Here is a 16,334-nt window from a genome sequence, read left to right as displayed (position 1 = left end):
ATGGCGATTAAAGTAACAATGCCTCGTTTGAGCGATACTATGACGGAAGGAACGGTAGCGACTTGGTTAAAAAAAGTAGGCGATAAAATTAGCGAAGGAGATATCTTAGCTGAAATTGAAACAGACAAAGCAACAATGGAGTTCGAATCTTTTAACGAAGGAACTCTTTTACATATCGGAATTCAGGCTGGAGAAACTGCTCCAGTTGATTCATTATTAGCGATCATTGGTAACGAAGGAGAAGATATTTCTGCTCTTTTAGCTGGTGGTGATGCTCCTGCTGCCGAAGCTCCAAAAGCGGATGCTCCTGCTGCAGAAGCAAAAACTGAAGCTCCTGCTCCTGCAAAAGCCGCAACTGAATTACCTAAAGGTGTTATCGTTGTAACTATGCCTCGTTTGAGCGACACTATGACTGAAGGTACAGTAGCAACTTGGTTGAAAAAAGTTGGAGATGCTGTTGCCGAAGGTGATATATTGGCAGAAATTGAAACAGACAAAGCGACTATGGAGTTTGAGTCTTTCAATGCTGGTACATTATTATACATTGGAATTCAAGAAGGAAACACTGCTCCAGTTGACAGCTTATTAGCTATCATCGGACCTGCAGGAACTGATATTTCTGGAATTGCTGAAAACTATACTGCTGGAGGTGCTGCACCTGCAAGCGCTCCTGCTGCTGAAGAAACAAAAGCTGCACCTGCTGCTGAAAAAGCAACAGAAACTGTAGCTGATAATTCAAACGGAAGAGTTTTAGCTTCACCATTAGCTAAGAAAATTGCTTCTGATAAAGGAATCCAATTATCTCAGGTTAAAGGTTCTGGAGAAAACGGACGTATCGTAAAAAGCGATATCGAAAACTTTACTCCATCTGCTCAAGCACAAACTGCTGCTTCTGCTCCTGCTGCAAAACAAGAAGCTTCTGCTCCTGCTGCGCCAAAAGTATTTGTTCCTGCTGGAGAAGTTTACACAGAAGAGATCAAAAACTCTCAAATGCGTAAAATCATTGCTAAACGTCTTGCTGAATCTTTATTCACTGCTCCTCATTACAACTTAGTAATCGAAGTTAGTATGGATGAAGCTATGCAAGCAAGAGCTGCTATCAATAGCGTTCCAGATACAAAAGTATCTTTCAACGATATGGTAATCAAAGCTTGTGCTTTAGCATTGAAAAAACATCCAAAAATCAACTCTCAGTGGAAAGAAGATGCTATCATCATCAACCACCATGTAAATATTGGTGTTGCTGTAGCTGTTGAAGACGGATTAGTAGTTCCTGTATTGAAATTTACTGACGCTATGAGTTTATCTCAAATTGGCGGAAGCGTTAGAGATCTTGCTGGAAGAGCTAAAAACAAAAAACTTGGACCACAAGAAATGGAAGGAAGTACATTTACAGTTTCTAACCTAGGAATGTTTGGTATTACTGAATTCAATTCAATTATCAACCAACCAAACTCTGCAATCCTTTCTGTAGGTGCAATTGTTGAGAAACCAGTAGTTAAAAACGGTCAAATCGTAGTTGGAAACACAATGATGTTATCATTAGCTTGTGACCACAGAACTATTGACGGAGCAACTGGAGCTCAGTTCTTACAAACATTAAAACAATACATCGAAAGCCCAGTGACTATGCTAGCTTAATCTTTGTTAATTTTATAATTAAATCCCGTTTTGTTCATTCAAAACGGGATTTTTTGTTTAATTTTCATCCTAAAAATTCAATACTTCATAATATGAAAAAACTAATCCTTGCCACTTTATTCTTGACAGCCATTGCTTGTCAGAAAAAAGATCAAACCGAGAAACATGCGGCTGTTGTTGACGAACACAGTTATTCGAAACCAGAACTTGCCGTTGAAAACATTTAGACCTAGACATCAAAGTTGATTTTGACACTCAGACTATTTCAGGAAAAGCATCTTGGACTATTGATAATATCAGCAAAGGAAACGAAATTATTTTTGACGAAAATACTTTAAATATTACGAAAGTAACTTTAGGTGATGAAGAAAAAGAAACCAAATTCGAACTTGGAAAAGACACTGAATTCCACGGAAAGCCGCTTCATATAACTATTGAACCGAATACAACCAAAGTAAATATTTACTACAGTACAACTAAAGATGCTGTAGCATTACAATGGTTAAAACCAGAACAAACAGCAGATAAAAAACACCCATTCTTATTTTCTCAAGGAGAAAGCGTTTGGTCACGTACCTGGATTCCGTGTCAGGATTCGCCTGGAATTCGTTTTACTTACAATGCAAAAGTTACAGTTCCTAAAGATTTATTAGCTGTGATGAGCGCTGTAAATCCGCAAAAGAAAAACGATACTGGAGTTTATACTTTTAAACAAGACAAAGCAATTCCGTCTTATTTAATGGCGATTGCCGTTGGAGATATTGAATTTCAAGCAATCGATAATAGAACTGGAGTTTACGCAGAGCCATCAATACTAAAAAAATCGGCTTGGGAATTTGCTGAACTTGGAAAAATGGTTGTTGCTGCTGAAAAACTTTACGGTCCATACCGTTGGGGACGTTACGACGTTTTGGTTTTGCCTCCAAGTTTTCCTTACGGAGGAATGGAAAATCCAAACTTAACTTTCTTAACTCCGGGTGTAATTGCAGGAGATCGCTCGTTGGCAAGTTTATTGGCACACGAATTAGGACACAGCTGGAGCGGAAACTTAGTTACCAACGCAACTTGGGATGATATTTGGTTAAATGAAGGTTTCACCACTTACGTGGAACATAGAATTGGAGAAGCAATCTTCGGGAAGAAAGAGTTTGAAATGCAAAATGTTATCACGAACAAAGAATTGACTGATAACGTTGCTGAATATGGCGATACAAGTCCTGACACAAGATTGAAAGTGAGTTTAACTGGAAGAAATCCTGATGACGGAATTAGCCAAATTCCTTATGTAAAAGGATATGCGTTTTTAAGAGTTATCGAAAATGCTGTTGGAAGAGAAAAATTCGATCCGTTTATTAAAAACTATTTTGATTCTCATGCTTTTCAATCAATCACAACAGAAGATTTTGTGAAATATTTAAAGGAGAATTTAATTAAAGGAGACAAAACTTTAGCAGATAAAATCAAATTAGACGATTGGATTTATAAACCAGGAATTCCGTCAAATATCCTTCCTGTAAATTCTGCTGATTTTGATGCAATTGATGCCATCCAAAAAAGTTGGAGAGAAACTGGTGTTGCAGGTTTAAGCAAAAAAATCACTACAACTGCAGAAAAACAACATTTCATAGACCATCTTCCAGCTGATATTACAGTTGCAGAAATGGAAGCTATTGACAAAGAATTCAACTTTACAAAAGGCGGAAATTTCATTATCAAACGTCAATGGTTTGTTCAGGCAATTCGTCACCAATATAAAGTAGCAAATCCTGCAATCGAACAATTTTTAATCGGAATTAGCAGAACTGGATCTGTAATGATGCTTTACAAAGAAATGGCAAAAACTCCTGAAGGCAAAGTTTGGGCAAAACAGGTTTTTGAAAAAGCAAAATCTGGCTATCATGCTACAACTATTCTTGCTGTTGAAGGTATTTTGAAATAGTATTCAATCACAGTCGCGGTTTTCAGTGCAAAGTGAGACTGAATACCGAGACCGAAAACTTAAAAAATCCTCGTTTACATTCGTAATCGGGGATTTTTTTATGCGTACTATTTGTCATTTCGACCGAAGGGAGAAATCGCACTAGGAACTCCGCAAAGAAAGTCACCACACTTTGTGATTACGAGTGTGATTTCTCCCTTCGGTCGAAATGACAAAACAAACGTAAACATTCTTATGAAACCTGTATTAGCCCAGATTGAAGTGGAAAGCCCGGAGCTCAAAAGGCTGATTTTTCTTGCCAGAAAACAGCGACCAACGGAAGCTCGTTTTATGGCTTAGAAAAATCAGGCTTTTGAGTGAGGACTTGAAGCGGAAAGCTGGATTAGCTCCTGAAAAATCATATCATTTTACTTCAAAAAACAATCAGGGAAAATTGTCCATCACATAGCGTCAATCCTCCATGTTCTAAGATCTGTAATCGTCGCACCTTTGTAATGTCAAAAGACAACAACAAATAATAACAATTAAATATCAAATAAAATGACACGATTAACAGCATTAAACCCAGAAGAAGTAACAGGAAAAACTAAAGATTTATTCAACGCTGTGCAAGCAAAATTAGGCGTTGTTCCGAACATGATGAGAACAATGGGAAATTCTCCAGCAGTTTTGGAAGGATATTTGAACTTAAGCGGCGCTTTGAGTCACGGAAAATTAAGTGCTAAAACAGGAGAATTAATCGCTTTGGCAGTTTCAGAAAGCAATTCTTGCGATTACTGCTTAGCAGCTCACACTTTCATTGGAGAGAAATTAGTAAAAGCAGATCCAGCAGTTTTACACGCAGCAAGAACAGGAAATTCTACAGACACTAAAACAGAAGCTATTTTGCAATTGGCTAAAACTTTGATCAGCAAAAATGGTTTAGTAAATGATGAAGATGTAAATAAAGCCAAAAACGCTGGAGTTTCTGATGCAGAGATTGCCGAAACGGTCGCACATACAGCTTTGAACGTATTAACAAACTACTTCAACAATTTAGCGAATACTGAAATTGATTTTCCTGCAGTATAATTAAACAGCACTTTCGCAATAACAAAAAACAATGTATAAAGATAGCTCCTAATTTATTTGAGAGCTATCTTTATATTTCCAAAAACAAAACAGTATGAGTTCTCAAAATGTTTTCACTTTAATAAATCCGCAAAATGGGAATTTAGCTTTCAAAATTCTTGCTTTTGATGATAACAGCCATTTTGATCATTTACAGCGAAATAATTATTATTCGTTGATTTGGATAACCAAAGGAAAAGGCAAAGTAAAAGCCGATTTTGCTGAACATTATTTTGAAGAAAACTCACTTCTCGCCTTTTCGCCTTATCAGCCTTTTATGCTTTGTGTAAATGAGCCAATTGAAGGAATTGCGATTCATTTTCACCCTGATTTTTATTGCATTCACATGCATCAAAAAGAGGTTTCTTGCAACGGTGTTTTGTTCAATAATATTTATCAGCCTCCTTATGTGAAAGTTACAGAACAAGCCGTAATAACTTTTAATATGGTCATTGACCAAATGAAATCTGAGATTCAAAATGCTGAATTGGCGCAATATGAATTGCTTATTTCGTATTTGAAAATCTTTTTAATTACAGCTTCAAGATTAAAAACGGAACAATTAGAAGAAATGAAATCGGTTCCAGATTCAAAAGAACCAATTATTCTTCAAAACTTAAAAGATGCTATTGAGCTGAATTTCAAAACCAAACATTCAGCTGGAAATTATGCAGATTTATTGAATATTTCTCCAAAAGCATTAGCTAAATTATCTAAGAATTATTTCAACAAAACGGTCAAAGAAATCGCCTACGAATTAGGCTATGATGACGAACATTATTTCAGCCGTTTCTTTAAAACCAATGCTGATGTTTCGCCTCAAATTTATCGCGAAACTGTAGGTTTTGGGAAAATGCAAGCTTAATTTTCAGTCGCAGTTTTCAGTCGCAGTCTCAGTCGCCGATTAATGTAAACTGGGACTGCTTACTTATTTTTCTCTTCAATCCATTTTGACATGTACATCGTGCTTTTAAACGCGTGATGCTGTAATAAATTACCCATAAAGTTGTGGAGACGATGGCTTTTTGAATCTGCTAAAAGTGAATTTGTCAATGAAATAAGTTTCTCTGCATAATCACTTTTTTGATAGCATTTATTGATGATTTCAATTCCATTTTTTTGAGATTTTTTCCACAGATTTTCATCCTGATAAAGTGTGATTGCTTTTTTAGCAAATTCAGCTGGATTGTCTTCAATAAAACCATTCCACAACAAATCTTGATGCATTGCTTCAGACCCAATTGTTGTGGTTACACTTGGCGTTCCGCATTGCATGGCTTCTAATAATTTGCCTTTTAAACCAGCTCCAAAACGAATTGGCGCCAAAACTATTCTTGCATTTTTCACTACTTCATTGGCATCCGCAGCTCTTCCCATAATAAAAAAACCGTTTTTTGGCTGATGCAATTGCAAAACTTTTTGCGAAGGATAAGCTCCATAAACTTCCAAAACAGCTTCTGGAAAATCTTTTTTTATAGAAGGCCAAATTGCTTCTTTTAAATATTGAACGGTATTCCAATTTGGTTCATGAAGAAAATTACCAATGAAAACAAAGTTTTTTCTTTCGTTAAAAGAAGGCAATTTTAAAAGTTCTTCTTCTTTGATTTCATCAACCAAAAACGGAAGGTAAAAAAGTAAATCTTCATTAATTTTAAAAACATTTTTTAGAACATTCATTTCAAATTCAGAAATAATTAAAGACAAATCACATCTTAAAATACTTGCTATTTCTCGTTTTGCGACTTCTTCAGATAATAAATCTTGAATTTCAAAAGTTCGATTTTCTTTAAACGCTTTTTGCCTTGCAGTTCTCAGACAATGCAAATCTTCGGTATCTAAAATTCGAATTGCTTTCGGACATTTTTCAACAACTCGCCATCCAAATTGTTCTTCAATCATAAAACGATCAAATAAAACTACATCTGGATTTAATTCCAACACAAAATCATCAAAACTTGACGAATTAAGTTCAATGCTTTTTTTGATTACTCCAAACTCAGATAAATTAATCATAAAATCACTGTCTTGTGCGGCGCTGGCAAAAGTAATTTCGAATCCGTTTTCTTTAAAAATCGAAATCAATTGCATCATCCTTCCGCCTGCAGCAGAAGACTTTGGCTCAGGCCAGACAGATCCAATTACCAGAAGTTTTTTCAGTTGTTTCATTTTATTTGATTTCATTTTACAAAATAATACTTTTTTGCACATTTTTGCACCATATTTACTGACTTTTGGTTGTAAAAAAAGACTAATTTTGCAGCAAAATAAATTACCGCTGTCATGTTAGGATTAAAATTAGCCACAGACCCACGCTGGGTAAACATAGTCGAATCAAACATCGAAGAAATTTTAACGGATCATGCTTGGTGCGAACAGAAAGCCGCTTCAAATGCCATCAGCATTGTTACTTATAACTCTGAATTAGAGGAATTAGTAACTGAAATGCTCGTTATTGCTAGAGAAGAATTAGAGCATTTGCAAATGGTTCATGATGTGATTAAAAAACGCGGACTTACTTTGGGTCGCGAAAGAAAGGATCACTATGTAAATGAGCTTTTTAAATTCATGAAAAAAGACGGAAGCCGAAGAGATGCGCTATGCGATCGTTTATTGTTCTCAGCAATGATCGAAGCCAGAAGTTGTGAGCGTTTTAAAGTTCTTTCGGAAAATATTAAAGACGAAGAATTAGCCAAATTTTATCGCGATTTAATGATTTCTGAAGCAGGACATTACACGACATTTTTAGGATTTGCCAGAAAATATCAGGACAACATCGATATTGACAAACGATGGAAAGAATGGATCGAATATGAAGGTTCTATCATTACCAATTATGGCAAAAATGAAACCGTTCACGGATAACTTATACTTTTTTTATTGCAACCCCACAATCAATTAAAATACAGCATCTAAGCCTATATGTCTAAAATTACATCAAAACCTTTTCTATTAAAAATTGCTAAATACACGGGAATTACACTTGCCATAATTTTAGCATTACTTTTTTTAACTCCTATTCTTTTTGCAGATCAGATTAAAGAAAAAATTAAAAAAACAGCAAACGAAAGCTTAACTGCAGAACTTAATTATTCGGATGTTTCTGTTTCATTTTTTCATCACTTTCCATCGCTGACCTTAACTCTGAATGACTTACAATTAAATGGTTCTGCACCTTATAAAAATGAAAAATTTATCACAGCAAAAGAGGTTTCTTTTGGTATTGATATTTTTAGTTTAATTTTTAGTAAGTCAGCAAAAATTGACGAAATCTATTTGTTAGACTCTTTTATCAATGTAAAAGTAAACCCTAACGGAGAAGCAAATTACAACGTTTACAAGTCTACACCAGAGGATTCTAAGCCTAAAGACAGCACTGAAACAGCTTTAAAACTTGATCGAATAGAGATCTTAAATAGTAAAATCATTTATGATGATCAATCGACAAAAGTACATTTTGATGCTTTTGGCTTTGATTATCTAGGAAAAGGCGATATAAATAAAGCGGTATTTGACCTCCATTCAAAAGCGAAAATCGAGAAGCTGAATATTATTTACGATAATGAACCTTACTTAATGAATAAAAAAGTTGATGCTGATCTTATAACTCAGGTCAACATGAACTCTTTATCATTCTTTTTTCAGCAGAACAATTTAAAAATCAATCAGCTGTCTGTTGATTTTAAAGGAAAATTTGATTTTTTGAAAGACGGCTATAATATGGATTTTATCATTAAATCTGATGATAGTGAACTGTATGATGTTTTTACTGCTTTCCCTCCAAAATACGTTACTTGGCTTTCTAAAACAGAATTAAAAGGAGATACAAATCTGCTTTTAACATTAAAAGGAAAGTATATTGCATCACAAAACATTGCGCCAGATTTAAATTTCGATTTAAAAATAGAAGATGGTTTTATAAATTATGATAACAGCGATTTTCCGGTTTCAGACTTAAATATTGAAATTAAAAGCAAGCTTCCTTCTTTAAAGCCAAATTTACTAATTGTAAATGCTGCAAATTTATCTTTAAATGTAGGTGACGATTATTTCAAATCAAAATTTTATTTGGAAGGAATAGATACCCCTAATGTAGATGCTGAATTTAAAGCCAAAATTGATCTTGCAAAACTCAACAAAGGATTAGGAGTTCCAGGTTTAACTCTAAAAGGAATGTTGACTGGGGATGTCAAGGCTAAAGGAAAATTTGACAGAAAAAATAAACTTTTCCCAATTGCAAACGGTACAATCGATTTGAGAAATGGATTTGTAAAAACAAGCTACTATCCTAATCCGATAACCAATATTGAATTTAAAACTACAATCGAGGATAAAAAAGGAACTTTTCAAGATCTAAAACTTAACCTTAAACCAGCTCAATTTACATTTGAAGGAAAGCCCGTTTTTATTCAGGCACTGTTGCATAATTTTGCTGATTTAAATTATGATGTTACGGCAAAAGGCGAGCTTGATGTAAAAAAAATATATAAAGTTTTCTCTCATAAAGGACTGCTGTTAGATGGTTTTATAAAAGCAGATTTGGCCTTAAAAGGAAAACAAAGCGATGCCTTGAACGGAAATTATAATAAATTAAACAATAAAGGAACTCTTGAGATTAGAAACATTGGGATCACTTCAGAATTTTTGCCTCAAAAGTTCATTATAAGAGACGGCCTTTTCAATATTAATCAAGACAAAATCTTATTTAATAATTTCCTAGCATCTTACGGAAAGTCTGATTTTAAAATGAATGGCTATCTTCAAAATGCAATTAACTATGCTACAAGAAGAAAAGGAATTTTAAAAGGTTCGTTTACTGTCTCTTCGAGATATATTAATGTAGACGAATTTATGTTCAATCATACTCCAAAAAATTCTGAATCAAAGAGTAAAACTAATCAGACTGGAGTTGTTATGATTCCTAATAATTTTGATTTGGAACTTAAGGCGAATGCTCAAAAGGTTTATTTTGACAAATTGACACTTGAGAATGCTGGAGGGAATCTAAAGATAGACAACAACAAACTCACAATGCAGCAAACCGGCTTTAATTTAATTGGCTGCCGTGTTCTCATGAACGGAACTTATGAAGCTGTTAATACTCAAAATGCTAATTTTGATTACAAAATTAAAGCATCAAATTTTGATATTAAAAGAGCATACAATGAAATTGAGGTCTTCAGAAAAATGGCAAGCGCCGCAGAAAAAGCACAAGGAATTGTTTCCCTTGATTATCAACTTCGAGGCAGATTAAACGGCAATATGAATCCTGTTTATCCATCTCTTACAGGCGGCGGAATACTTTCTGTGAAAGATGTAAAAGTACGAGGTTTGAAAATGTTTAATGCCGTAAGCAAACAAACAGGCTCTGAATCAATGAAGAATCCAGATGTTTCCAAAGTTGATATCAAAACAACGGTTAAGAACAATATCATAACCGTAGAACGCTTTAAATTTAAGTTTGCAGGATTCAGACCTAGAATTGAAGGAACAACAAGCTTAGACGGCAGATTGAACTTAAAAATGCGCTTAGGACTACCTCCTTTTGGTATTTTCGGAATTCCACTGACAGTTACCGGAACACAGGATAATCCAAAAGTAAAAGTCGGCAAGAAAACCGAAGATCTTGAAGAAACTAAGGATAATTAAATTCCAATTATATAAAAAGAAAACCGAAGCTTATGCCTCGGTTTTCTTTTTATTTTACGCTCCATACAAGATTTTAGAAACATATAAAATTCCTTTAGCCAACAACCATAATAAAGCCGCCGCTCCTAATAGTTTCCAAGCCCAAGCTTTACTTCTTTTCCAATCGGAGAAAAACGAAAAGATCTCAAAATATTTTATTACGATATAAACACTTGTTCCTATCAGCGAAAACCAGACAATTTCATTTAAATGATAACTCAAGCCGCACAAGAAAGTTAAGCTTAAAAAAAGTACAGTTACAAATTGCAGATAGTAATAATTTCTAAAATCATATCTGTAATTCATTTTTAAAGACAATATTAAAAATGATATTGTCAGTAAACTTATTAAAGCTGCTATTACATTATAAAAAAGAGAATTGTCTTGAAGAATAAGTATAACAACCGCAGCAAGCGCAATAACAGCACATCCTGCTAAAGATTTTATTTCTCGATCTCTTTTATCATTTTTAAAAGGAAACAAAATAGGATATAAATATTTTTCTAAAGTGCGCCAAAAAGGTAAAGCATAAATTGTTGCAATTCCCGTCAATACAATTTCGTAATTATAAAATACATCTTCAGGAACTTTGCATAATACATATACAAGCACAAGTGTAAGACATAATCCAGGCAATGAAATCGTTTTTACCGCTTCCCATGGACTTTCATCCCAAAAATTATTTCCTACTTTAAAAATGTACTTCTTAATAAAATATTCTTTAGTAAAGATAGCTGTAGTCTGACTCCACAATAAACACAATCCAACATGAATAACAACTGTGCGAAGCACAAATTCTTCGATAGAAACTCCACAATAAACACAGAAAATCCCAGCTATCAGCAATTCATAAGTCAGTAAAACGGGTGAAAATAAAAACCTAAACAATGGGCCAAGTGTTTAATTACAAAGTCAATGAGCAAATTCCAATACCTCTTAAACAAAGCGATAATGGCACAAATAGCAATAAATGCAGAAAGATAGAACATCCAATTTGCCAGCGATTGGGCTTGTATCCAAAATTGAATTGCCGAATCTTTTGGCGGAGTATAAACTATTTGAGAATTAGCAAAAACTTCAGACGCTAATTGATCCCTTACTTTATTATCAAATTCCTGAAATTCATTTTTATGTTTCAACCAGAATTGTTCTGTTTCAAAGCCATTCTTTTTAAGAACCGCCAATTCATACAAAACATTTTTCTGTTCATTATTTAATGAATTCAACTGAGCATTGATACTATCTGAAGCAGTTTTTGCATACATACTGAAACAAGACAGCAGTATAAGTAGTATTATTTTTTTCAACTTTTAATATTTAAGAAATAAAACAAAATCTAAAAGTAAATATAAGTTTTAAAGTCTTTATAAAAATATATAAAACAAAAAACCCGATCATTTCTGAACGGGTTTTTTATAATAAGTAATCTATGATTATTATGCCTCGAATGGAATAATAGATACATAAGATTTGTTATCTCTTTTCTTTTGGAACTTAACAACTCCAGCAACTCTTGCGTGAAGAGTGTGATCTTTACTAATGTAAACGTTTTCACCTGGATTATGTTTTGAACCTCTTTGTCTAACGATGATGTTCCCAGCAATAGCAGCTTGTCCACCATAAATCTTAACGCCTAAACGTTTTGATTCTGATTCTCTACCATTCTTCGAACTACCGACACCTTTCTTGTGAGCCATGACGTATGAGTTTAAATATTGTTATTATTCTTTAGTAGCTTCTTTTTTTGCTTTTGGAGCTGCTGCTTTTTTCACTTTTGGAGCTTCCACTTCTTCAGTAGCTGCATCTTCTGCTACTACCGCTTTTTTAGAAGCTGCTTTTTTAGTTCCACCTGCTGCAGTAATACCTTCAATTACAATTTGTGTAAGATATTGTCTGTGACCATTTCTTTTTTTGTATCCTTTTCTTCTTTTCTTTTTGAAAACGATAACTTTATCACCTTTTAAGTGTTGTAACACTTTAGCTTCTACTGAAGCACCTTCTATAGCTGGGGCGCCTAAAGTTACATTTCCGTTATCATCTAATAAAAGAACTTTGTCAAAAGAAACTTTTGAACCTTCTTCGTTAGCTAAACGGTGAACATAAACCTTTAAGTCTTTGCTTACTTTAAATTGTTGCCCTGCTATCTCTACGATTGCATACATACCAAATTGATTTATTGATTTTTAAGGTTGCAAATATACAATTAATAATTTACTGTGCAATCCTTAAAAGCAAAAATATTTTTACTTAGAAAAACCCTGTTTTTCAAGCAGTTTCAGACCAAAAACAAAAATAATTTAAAGTAAAATAGTGTTAAAATAGTGTTTATTTAAAAACAAATCTGTAAAACATGCATAAAAAAAACTACTTTTGATGTAATCAAAATCAACTCTTGTCTACCTACTCTTGTTGATATATTAAAATTATTAATCTTTATGAAAAAATCAATAATGATGTTAAGTGCTGCATTAATGCTTGGCGGAGTGGCTCATGCCCAAAAAGTAGCTTTCGAAGAATACGATCTAGAGAATGGGCTTCATGTCATTTTACACAATGACCCTTCTGCTCCAGTTGTTATCACTTCGGTAATGTATCATGTTGGATCTAAAGACGAACGTCCTGATAGAACCGGCTTTGCACACTTCTTTGAACATCTATTATTTGAAGGAACTCAAAATATAAAACGTGGGGAATGGATGAAAATTGTTACTGCAAATGGAGGCGTAAACAATGCCAACACGTCTGATGACAGAACTTATTATTATGAAGTTTTTCCTTCTAACAGTTTAGAACTCGGTTTATGGATGGAGTCTGAAAGACTAATGCATCCTATTATTAATAAAATTGGTGTTGACACTCAAAATGAAGTCGTAAAAGAAGAAAAAAGAATGCGTTACGACAATCAGCCATACGGAAATATTCTTCCAGAGGTTAAAAAGAATATGTTTAAAAAACATCCATATAGATGGACTACAATTGGTTCTATGAAAGATTTGGATGCAGCAACATTAGAAGAATTTCAAGCTTTCAATAAAAAATTCTACACTCCAAATAACGCTGTTTTGGTGGTGGCTGGAGATTTTGAAAAAACAAAAACAAAAGAATGGATTCAGAAATATTTTGGACCAATTCCGAAAGGCGAAGAACTTAAAAAACAAACTTATACAGAAGATCCAATCACTCAACCGATTAAAGCAACTTATGAAGATCCGAACATTCAGATTCCGATGATTGTGGCTTCATACAGAACGCCTTCAATGAAAACTAGAGATGCAAGGGTTTTAGACTTGATTTCGTCTTATTTAAGTGACGGAAAAAGTTCTAAACTTTATAAAAAAATTGTTGACGACAAAAAAATGGCGTTACAAATTGGCGCTGTAGGATTTAGCCAAGAAGATTACGGAATGTACATTCTTTACGGTCTTCCAATGGCTCCATACACGACAGCTGATATTTTAAAAGAAATGGATGAGGAAATTGTAAAAATTCAAACTGATCTAATTTCTGAAAAAGACTATGAAAAATTACAAAACAAATTCGATAATAATTATGTAAATGCGAATTCGAGCGTAGAAGGAATTGCAGAAAACCTTGCTTCTTATTATTTACTTTATGACGACGTGAATTTAATTAATACAGAAATCGACATTTACCATTCTATTACAAGAGAAGAAATAAGAGAAGTTGCTAAGAAATATTTAAATCCGAATCAGCGTTTGACTTTAGATTATATTCCAACTGCCAAATCTCAAAACTAAGAATATCGAATCATGAAAAAAATATATCCTTTTTTAATCCTTTTTTTCCTAACTGGAATTATGCAAGCACAAGATCGTCCACAACCCAAACCAGGAAATGCCCCAGTAGTCAACATCAAAAAACCGCAGACCTTTGTTTTAGCAAACGGAATGAAGGTTTTAATTGTTGAAAACCACAAATTACCTAGAGTTAGTTTTACACTTACGCTAGACAATGCTCCTTTTACTGAAGGCAACAAAAAGGGAGTTGACGAATTGACGAGCAGTTTAATTGGAAACGGAACTAAAAAAACAACCAAAGAAGCATTCAATGAAGAAATTGATTTTTACGGAGCTAATATCAATTTTACTTCTCAAGGCGCTTATGCAAGTTCATTATCAAAATATTCTGGACGCGTTTTAGAACTTTTAGCAGAAGGTACTTTACAGCCAAATTTTACTCAAACTGAATTTGATAAAGAAAAAGCAAAACTTTTGGAAGGCCTTAAAGCAGACGAAAAAAGCGTTCCAGCTATTTCAAATCGAGTAGTCGATGTTTTGGCTTTTGGAAAAAATCATCCTAACGGAGAATTTCTTTCTGAAGAAACTGTAAAAAATGTAACACTTACAGATGTTCAGAACAACTACAGCACTTATTTTGTTCCAGAAAATGCTTACTTAGTAGTTATTGGCGACATTAAGTTTAAAGAAGTAAAAGCGGCTGTTGAGAAATTATTTGGCGGATGGAAAAAACAAAGCGCACCAAAAAACACTTATCCAAGTCCAGAAAACGTTTCTAACTTACAAATAGATTTTGTTGACGTTCCAAATGCGGTTCAATCTGAAATTTCATTGGTAAATACTGTGAATTTAAGAATGAGCGATCCAGATTTTTTTCCTGCTGTTATTGCGAATCAAATTCTTGGAGGTGATTTCAATAGTTATTTAAACATGAATTTACGTGAACAGCACGCTTGGACGTATGGCGCAAATTCTAGCATTGGAAGCGGAAAATATGTTACTAAATTTAAAGCTTCATCTGCAGTTAGAAATACGGTAACAGACAGCGCTGTTGTTCAATTTGTAAAAGAAATCAAAAGAATTAGAACAGAAAGAGTTGATCCAGAAGTTTTAAGAAACGTAAAAGCTGGCTATATTGGAAGATTTGTTATGCAGGTTGAAAAACCGCAAGCTGTAGCGCGTTACGCTTTGAACATTGAAACAGAAAAACTTCCTGCTGATTTCTACGAAAAATACATTCAGACCATCAATAATGTTACCGCAGACGATATTTACCGTGTTGCCAATAAGTATTTTTTATTAGACAATATGCGTATCGTAATTATCGGAAAAGGAACTGATGTAATTCCTGGTTTAGAGAAATTACAAATTCCAATTCATTATTTCGATAAATACGGAAATCCAGTTGAAAAACCTGCTACAAAAAAAGAGGCTCCTAAAGATGTTAGCGCAAAAACAGTTTTTGAAAACTACATTAAAGCTATTGGCGGAGAAAAAGCTGTTACTGCAGTAAAAACATTATACATGAATGGCTCAACAACTGTTCCTCAAGCTCCTACTCCATTAACTTTTACTTCTAAATTAGATTCGAAAGGAAAAATGATGGTTTCGCTTTCAATGGGAACAATGAATTTAATGAAACAAGTCGTGAATGAAAAAGGCGCATACGTTGAACAGCAAGGGCAAAGAAAAAACCTTGAAGGCGAAGATTTAGCAGATATGAAAGCAAACGCCGCTCCTTTTGAAGAATTACAGCTTGTAAAAAGAACCGATTTAAAAGTAGAAGGAATCGAACCAATTAATGGAAATGATGCCTACGTAATTAAAGACGGCAAAACAAAGTATTATTATGATGTTAAATCTGGCTTGAAAATAGCTGAATCTAAAGTTCGTGAACAAGGCGGGAAGTCTGTTGAGCAAATCACTAATTTCAACGATTATAAAGAAGTAAAAGGCGTTAAAGTTCCTTTTAATTTAGTTCAAAATGTAGGTTTCGAATTGGATATCAAAATGTCTGACATTAAAATAAATGAAGGAGTTTCTGAGAAGGATTTTCTTTAATCTAAGAGACTAAGATTCTGAGATACTAAGATTCTAAGTTTCTTCTACTCATAGGCTTTGTCAAAGTTTGAAACTTTGACAAAGCTTTTTTTATACATCACTTTTGTCAGGCTGAGCCCTTCGTTTCTCAGGATAAACTC

Annotated in this window: 14 protein-coding genes; 9 read left to right on the top strand and 5 right to left on the bottom strand. The window is 33.9% G+C overall.

Translation table 11 applies throughout. From position 1 onward, the window contains the following. The 5 genes from QLQ96_RS07580 to QLQ96_RS07560 all read left to right on the top strand — a co-directional run bounded on the left by QLQ96_RS07580 (nucleotide 1) and on the right by QLQ96_RS07560 (nucleotide 5,555). Entirely contained in the window at nucleotides 1–1,641 is a 1,641-nt protein-coding gene (locus QLQ96_RS07580; RefSeq protein ID WP_482495999.1) for a dihydrolipoamide acetyltransferase family protein, read from the top strand. Nucleotides 1,642–1,733: 92 nt separating this feature from the next. After that, a complete protein-coding gene (locus QLQ96_RS07575; protein ID WP_482495998.1) occupies nucleotides 1,734–1,868 on the top strand; it encodes a hypothetical protein in 135 nt (44 codons plus the stop codon). 8 nt (nucleotides 1,869–1,876) lie between these two features. Then, nucleotides 1,877–3,580 (top strand): hydrolase/aminopeptidase, encoded by a 1,704-nt coding sequence (locus tag QLQ96_RS07570; protein ID WP_482496934.1) that lies wholly within the window; start codon nucleotides 1,877–1,879, stop codon nucleotides 3,578–3,580. A gap of 540 nt (nucleotides 3,581–4,120) precedes the next feature. Then, nucleotides 4,121–4,651, top strand: coding sequence for a carboxymuconolactone decarboxylase family protein (locus QLQ96_RS07565; RefSeq protein ID WP_482495996.1), 531 nt, complete (start codon nucleotides 4,121–4,123; stop codon nucleotides 4,649–4,651). A 94-nt stretch (nucleotides 4,652–4,745) separates the two neighbouring features. Further along, on the top strand, nucleotides 4,746–5,555 hold the full coding sequence (locus tag QLQ96_RS07560; RefSeq protein WP_482495994.1) for a helix-turn-helix domain-containing protein: 810 nt from the start codon (nucleotides 4,746–4,748) through the stop codon (nucleotides 5,553–5,555). Nucleotides 5,556–5,614: 59 nt separating this feature from the next. Here the strand turns inward: QLQ96_RS07560 and QLQ96_RS07555 are convergent, their stop codons facing one another. After that, nucleotides 5,615–6,856, bottom strand: coding sequence for a glycosyltransferase (locus QLQ96_RS07555; protein ID WP_482495992.1), 1,242 nt, complete (start codon nucleotides 6,854–6,856; stop codon nucleotides 5,615–5,617). A gap of 114 nt (nucleotides 6,857–6,970) precedes the next feature. Here QLQ96_RS07555 and QLQ96_RS07550 point away from each other — a divergent pair, with 114 nt between their 5' ends. Continuing rightward, a complete protein-coding gene (locus tag QLQ96_RS07550) occupies nucleotides 6,971–7,552 on the top strand; it encodes a MiaE family protein (RefSeq protein ID WP_142450307.1) in 582 nt (193 codons plus the stop codon). A gap of 57 nt (nucleotides 7,553–7,609) precedes the next feature. Further along, nucleotides 7,610–10,336 (top strand): AsmA family protein, encoded by a 2,727-nt coding sequence (locus QLQ96_RS07545; RefSeq protein WP_482495990.1) that lies wholly within the window; start codon nucleotides 7,610–7,612, stop codon nucleotides 10,334–10,336. A gap of 54 nt (nucleotides 10,337–10,390) precedes the next feature. Here QLQ96_RS07545 and QLQ96_RS07540 read toward each other — a convergent pair whose 3' ends face one another. The 4 genes from QLQ96_RS07540 to rplU form a co-directional block, all read right to left on the bottom strand. Then, a complete protein-coding gene (locus tag QLQ96_RS07540; RefSeq protein ID WP_482495989.1) occupies nucleotides 10,391–11,263 on the bottom strand; it encodes a hypothetical protein in 873 nt (290 codons plus the stop codon). Further along, nucleotides 11,230–11,682, bottom strand: a complete 453-nt coding sequence (locus QLQ96_RS07535; protein ID WP_482495987.1) for a hypothetical protein — start codon at nucleotides 11,680–11,682, stop codon at nucleotides 11,230–11,232. The genes QLQ96_RS07540 and QLQ96_RS07535 overlap by 34 nt, the downstream gene beginning before the upstream one ends. 129 nt (nucleotides 11,683–11,811) lie before the next feature. Further along, nucleotides 11,812–12,072, bottom strand: a complete 261-nt coding sequence (rpmA, locus tag QLQ96_RS07530) for a 50S ribosomal protein L27 (protein WP_012023622.1) — start codon at nucleotides 12,070–12,072, stop codon at nucleotides 11,812–11,814. A gap of 24 nt (nucleotides 12,073–12,096) precedes the next feature. Next, entirely contained in the window at nucleotides 12,097–12,537 is a 441-nt protein-coding gene (gene rplU, locus QLQ96_RS07525; RefSeq protein ID WP_482495985.1) for a 50S ribosomal protein L21, read from the bottom strand. 273 nt (nucleotides 12,538–12,810) lie between these two features. Here rplU and QLQ96_RS07520 point away from each other — a divergent pair, with 273 nt between their 5' ends. Both QLQ96_RS07520 and QLQ96_RS07515 read left to right on the top strand, forming a co-directional pair. Beyond that, nucleotides 12,811–14,133 (top strand): M16 family metallopeptidase, encoded by a 1,323-nt coding sequence (locus tag QLQ96_RS07520; protein WP_482495983.1) that lies wholly within the window; start codon nucleotides 12,811–12,813, stop codon nucleotides 14,131–14,133. A gap of 12 nt (nucleotides 14,134–14,145) precedes the next feature. Continuing rightward, nucleotides 14,146–16,194: a M16 family metallopeptidase gene (locus QLQ96_RS07515; protein WP_482495982.1), complete on the top strand. Its 2,049-nt coding sequence runs from the start codon at nucleotides 14,146–14,148 to the stop codon at nucleotides 16,192–16,194. The last annotated feature ends 140 nt before the right edge of the window (nucleotides 16,195–16,334 follow it).

The organism is Flavobacterium sp. B167r (assembly GCF_056824315.1).
Note: the sequence above shows the minus strand (reverse complement) of the source record. Positions and strands in the feature narration are given on the sequence as shown.

Coding starts and splice junctions, on each gene's coding strand:
- QLQ96_RS07560 (WP_482495994.1), top strand. CDS start 4,746: ATGAGTTCTCAAAATGTTTTCACTTTAATAAATCCGCAAAATGGGAAT.
- QLQ96_RS07515 (WP_482495982.1), top strand. CDS start 14,146: ATGAAAAAAATATATCCTTTTTTAATCCTTTTTTTCCTAACTGGAATT.
- QLQ96_RS07580 (WP_482495999.1), top strand. CDS start 1: ATGGCGATTAAAGTAACAATGCCTCGTTTGAGCGATACTATGACGGAA.
- QLQ96_RS07550 (WP_142450307.1), top strand. CDS start 6,971: ATGTTAGGATTAAAATTAGCCACAGACCCACGCTGGGTAAACATAGTC.
- QLQ96_RS07565 (WP_482495996.1), top strand. CDS start 4,121: ATGACACGATTAACAGCATTAAACCCAGAAGAAGTAACAGGAAAAACT.
- rplU (WP_482495985.1), bottom strand. CDS start 12,537: ATGTATGCAATCGTAGAGATAGCAGGGCAACAATTTAAAGTAAGCAAA.
- QLQ96_RS07545 (WP_482495990.1), top strand. CDS start 7,610: ATGTCTAAAATTACATCAAAACCTTTTCTATTAAAAATTGCTAAATAC.
- QLQ96_RS07575 (WP_482495998.1), top strand. CDS start 1,734: ATGAAAAAACTAATCCTTGCCACTTTATTCTTGACAGCCATTGCTTGT.
- QLQ96_RS07555 (WP_482495992.1), bottom strand. CDS start 6,856: ATGAAACAACTGAAAAAACTTCTGGTAATTGGATCTGTCTGGCCTGAG.
- QLQ96_RS07520 (WP_482495983.1), top strand. CDS start 12,811: ATGAAAAAATCAATAATGATGTTAAGTGCTGCATTAATGCTTGGCGGA.
- rpmA (WP_012023622.1), bottom strand. CDS start 12,072: ATGGCTCACAAGAAAGGTGTCGGTAGTTCGAAGAATGGTAGAGAATCA.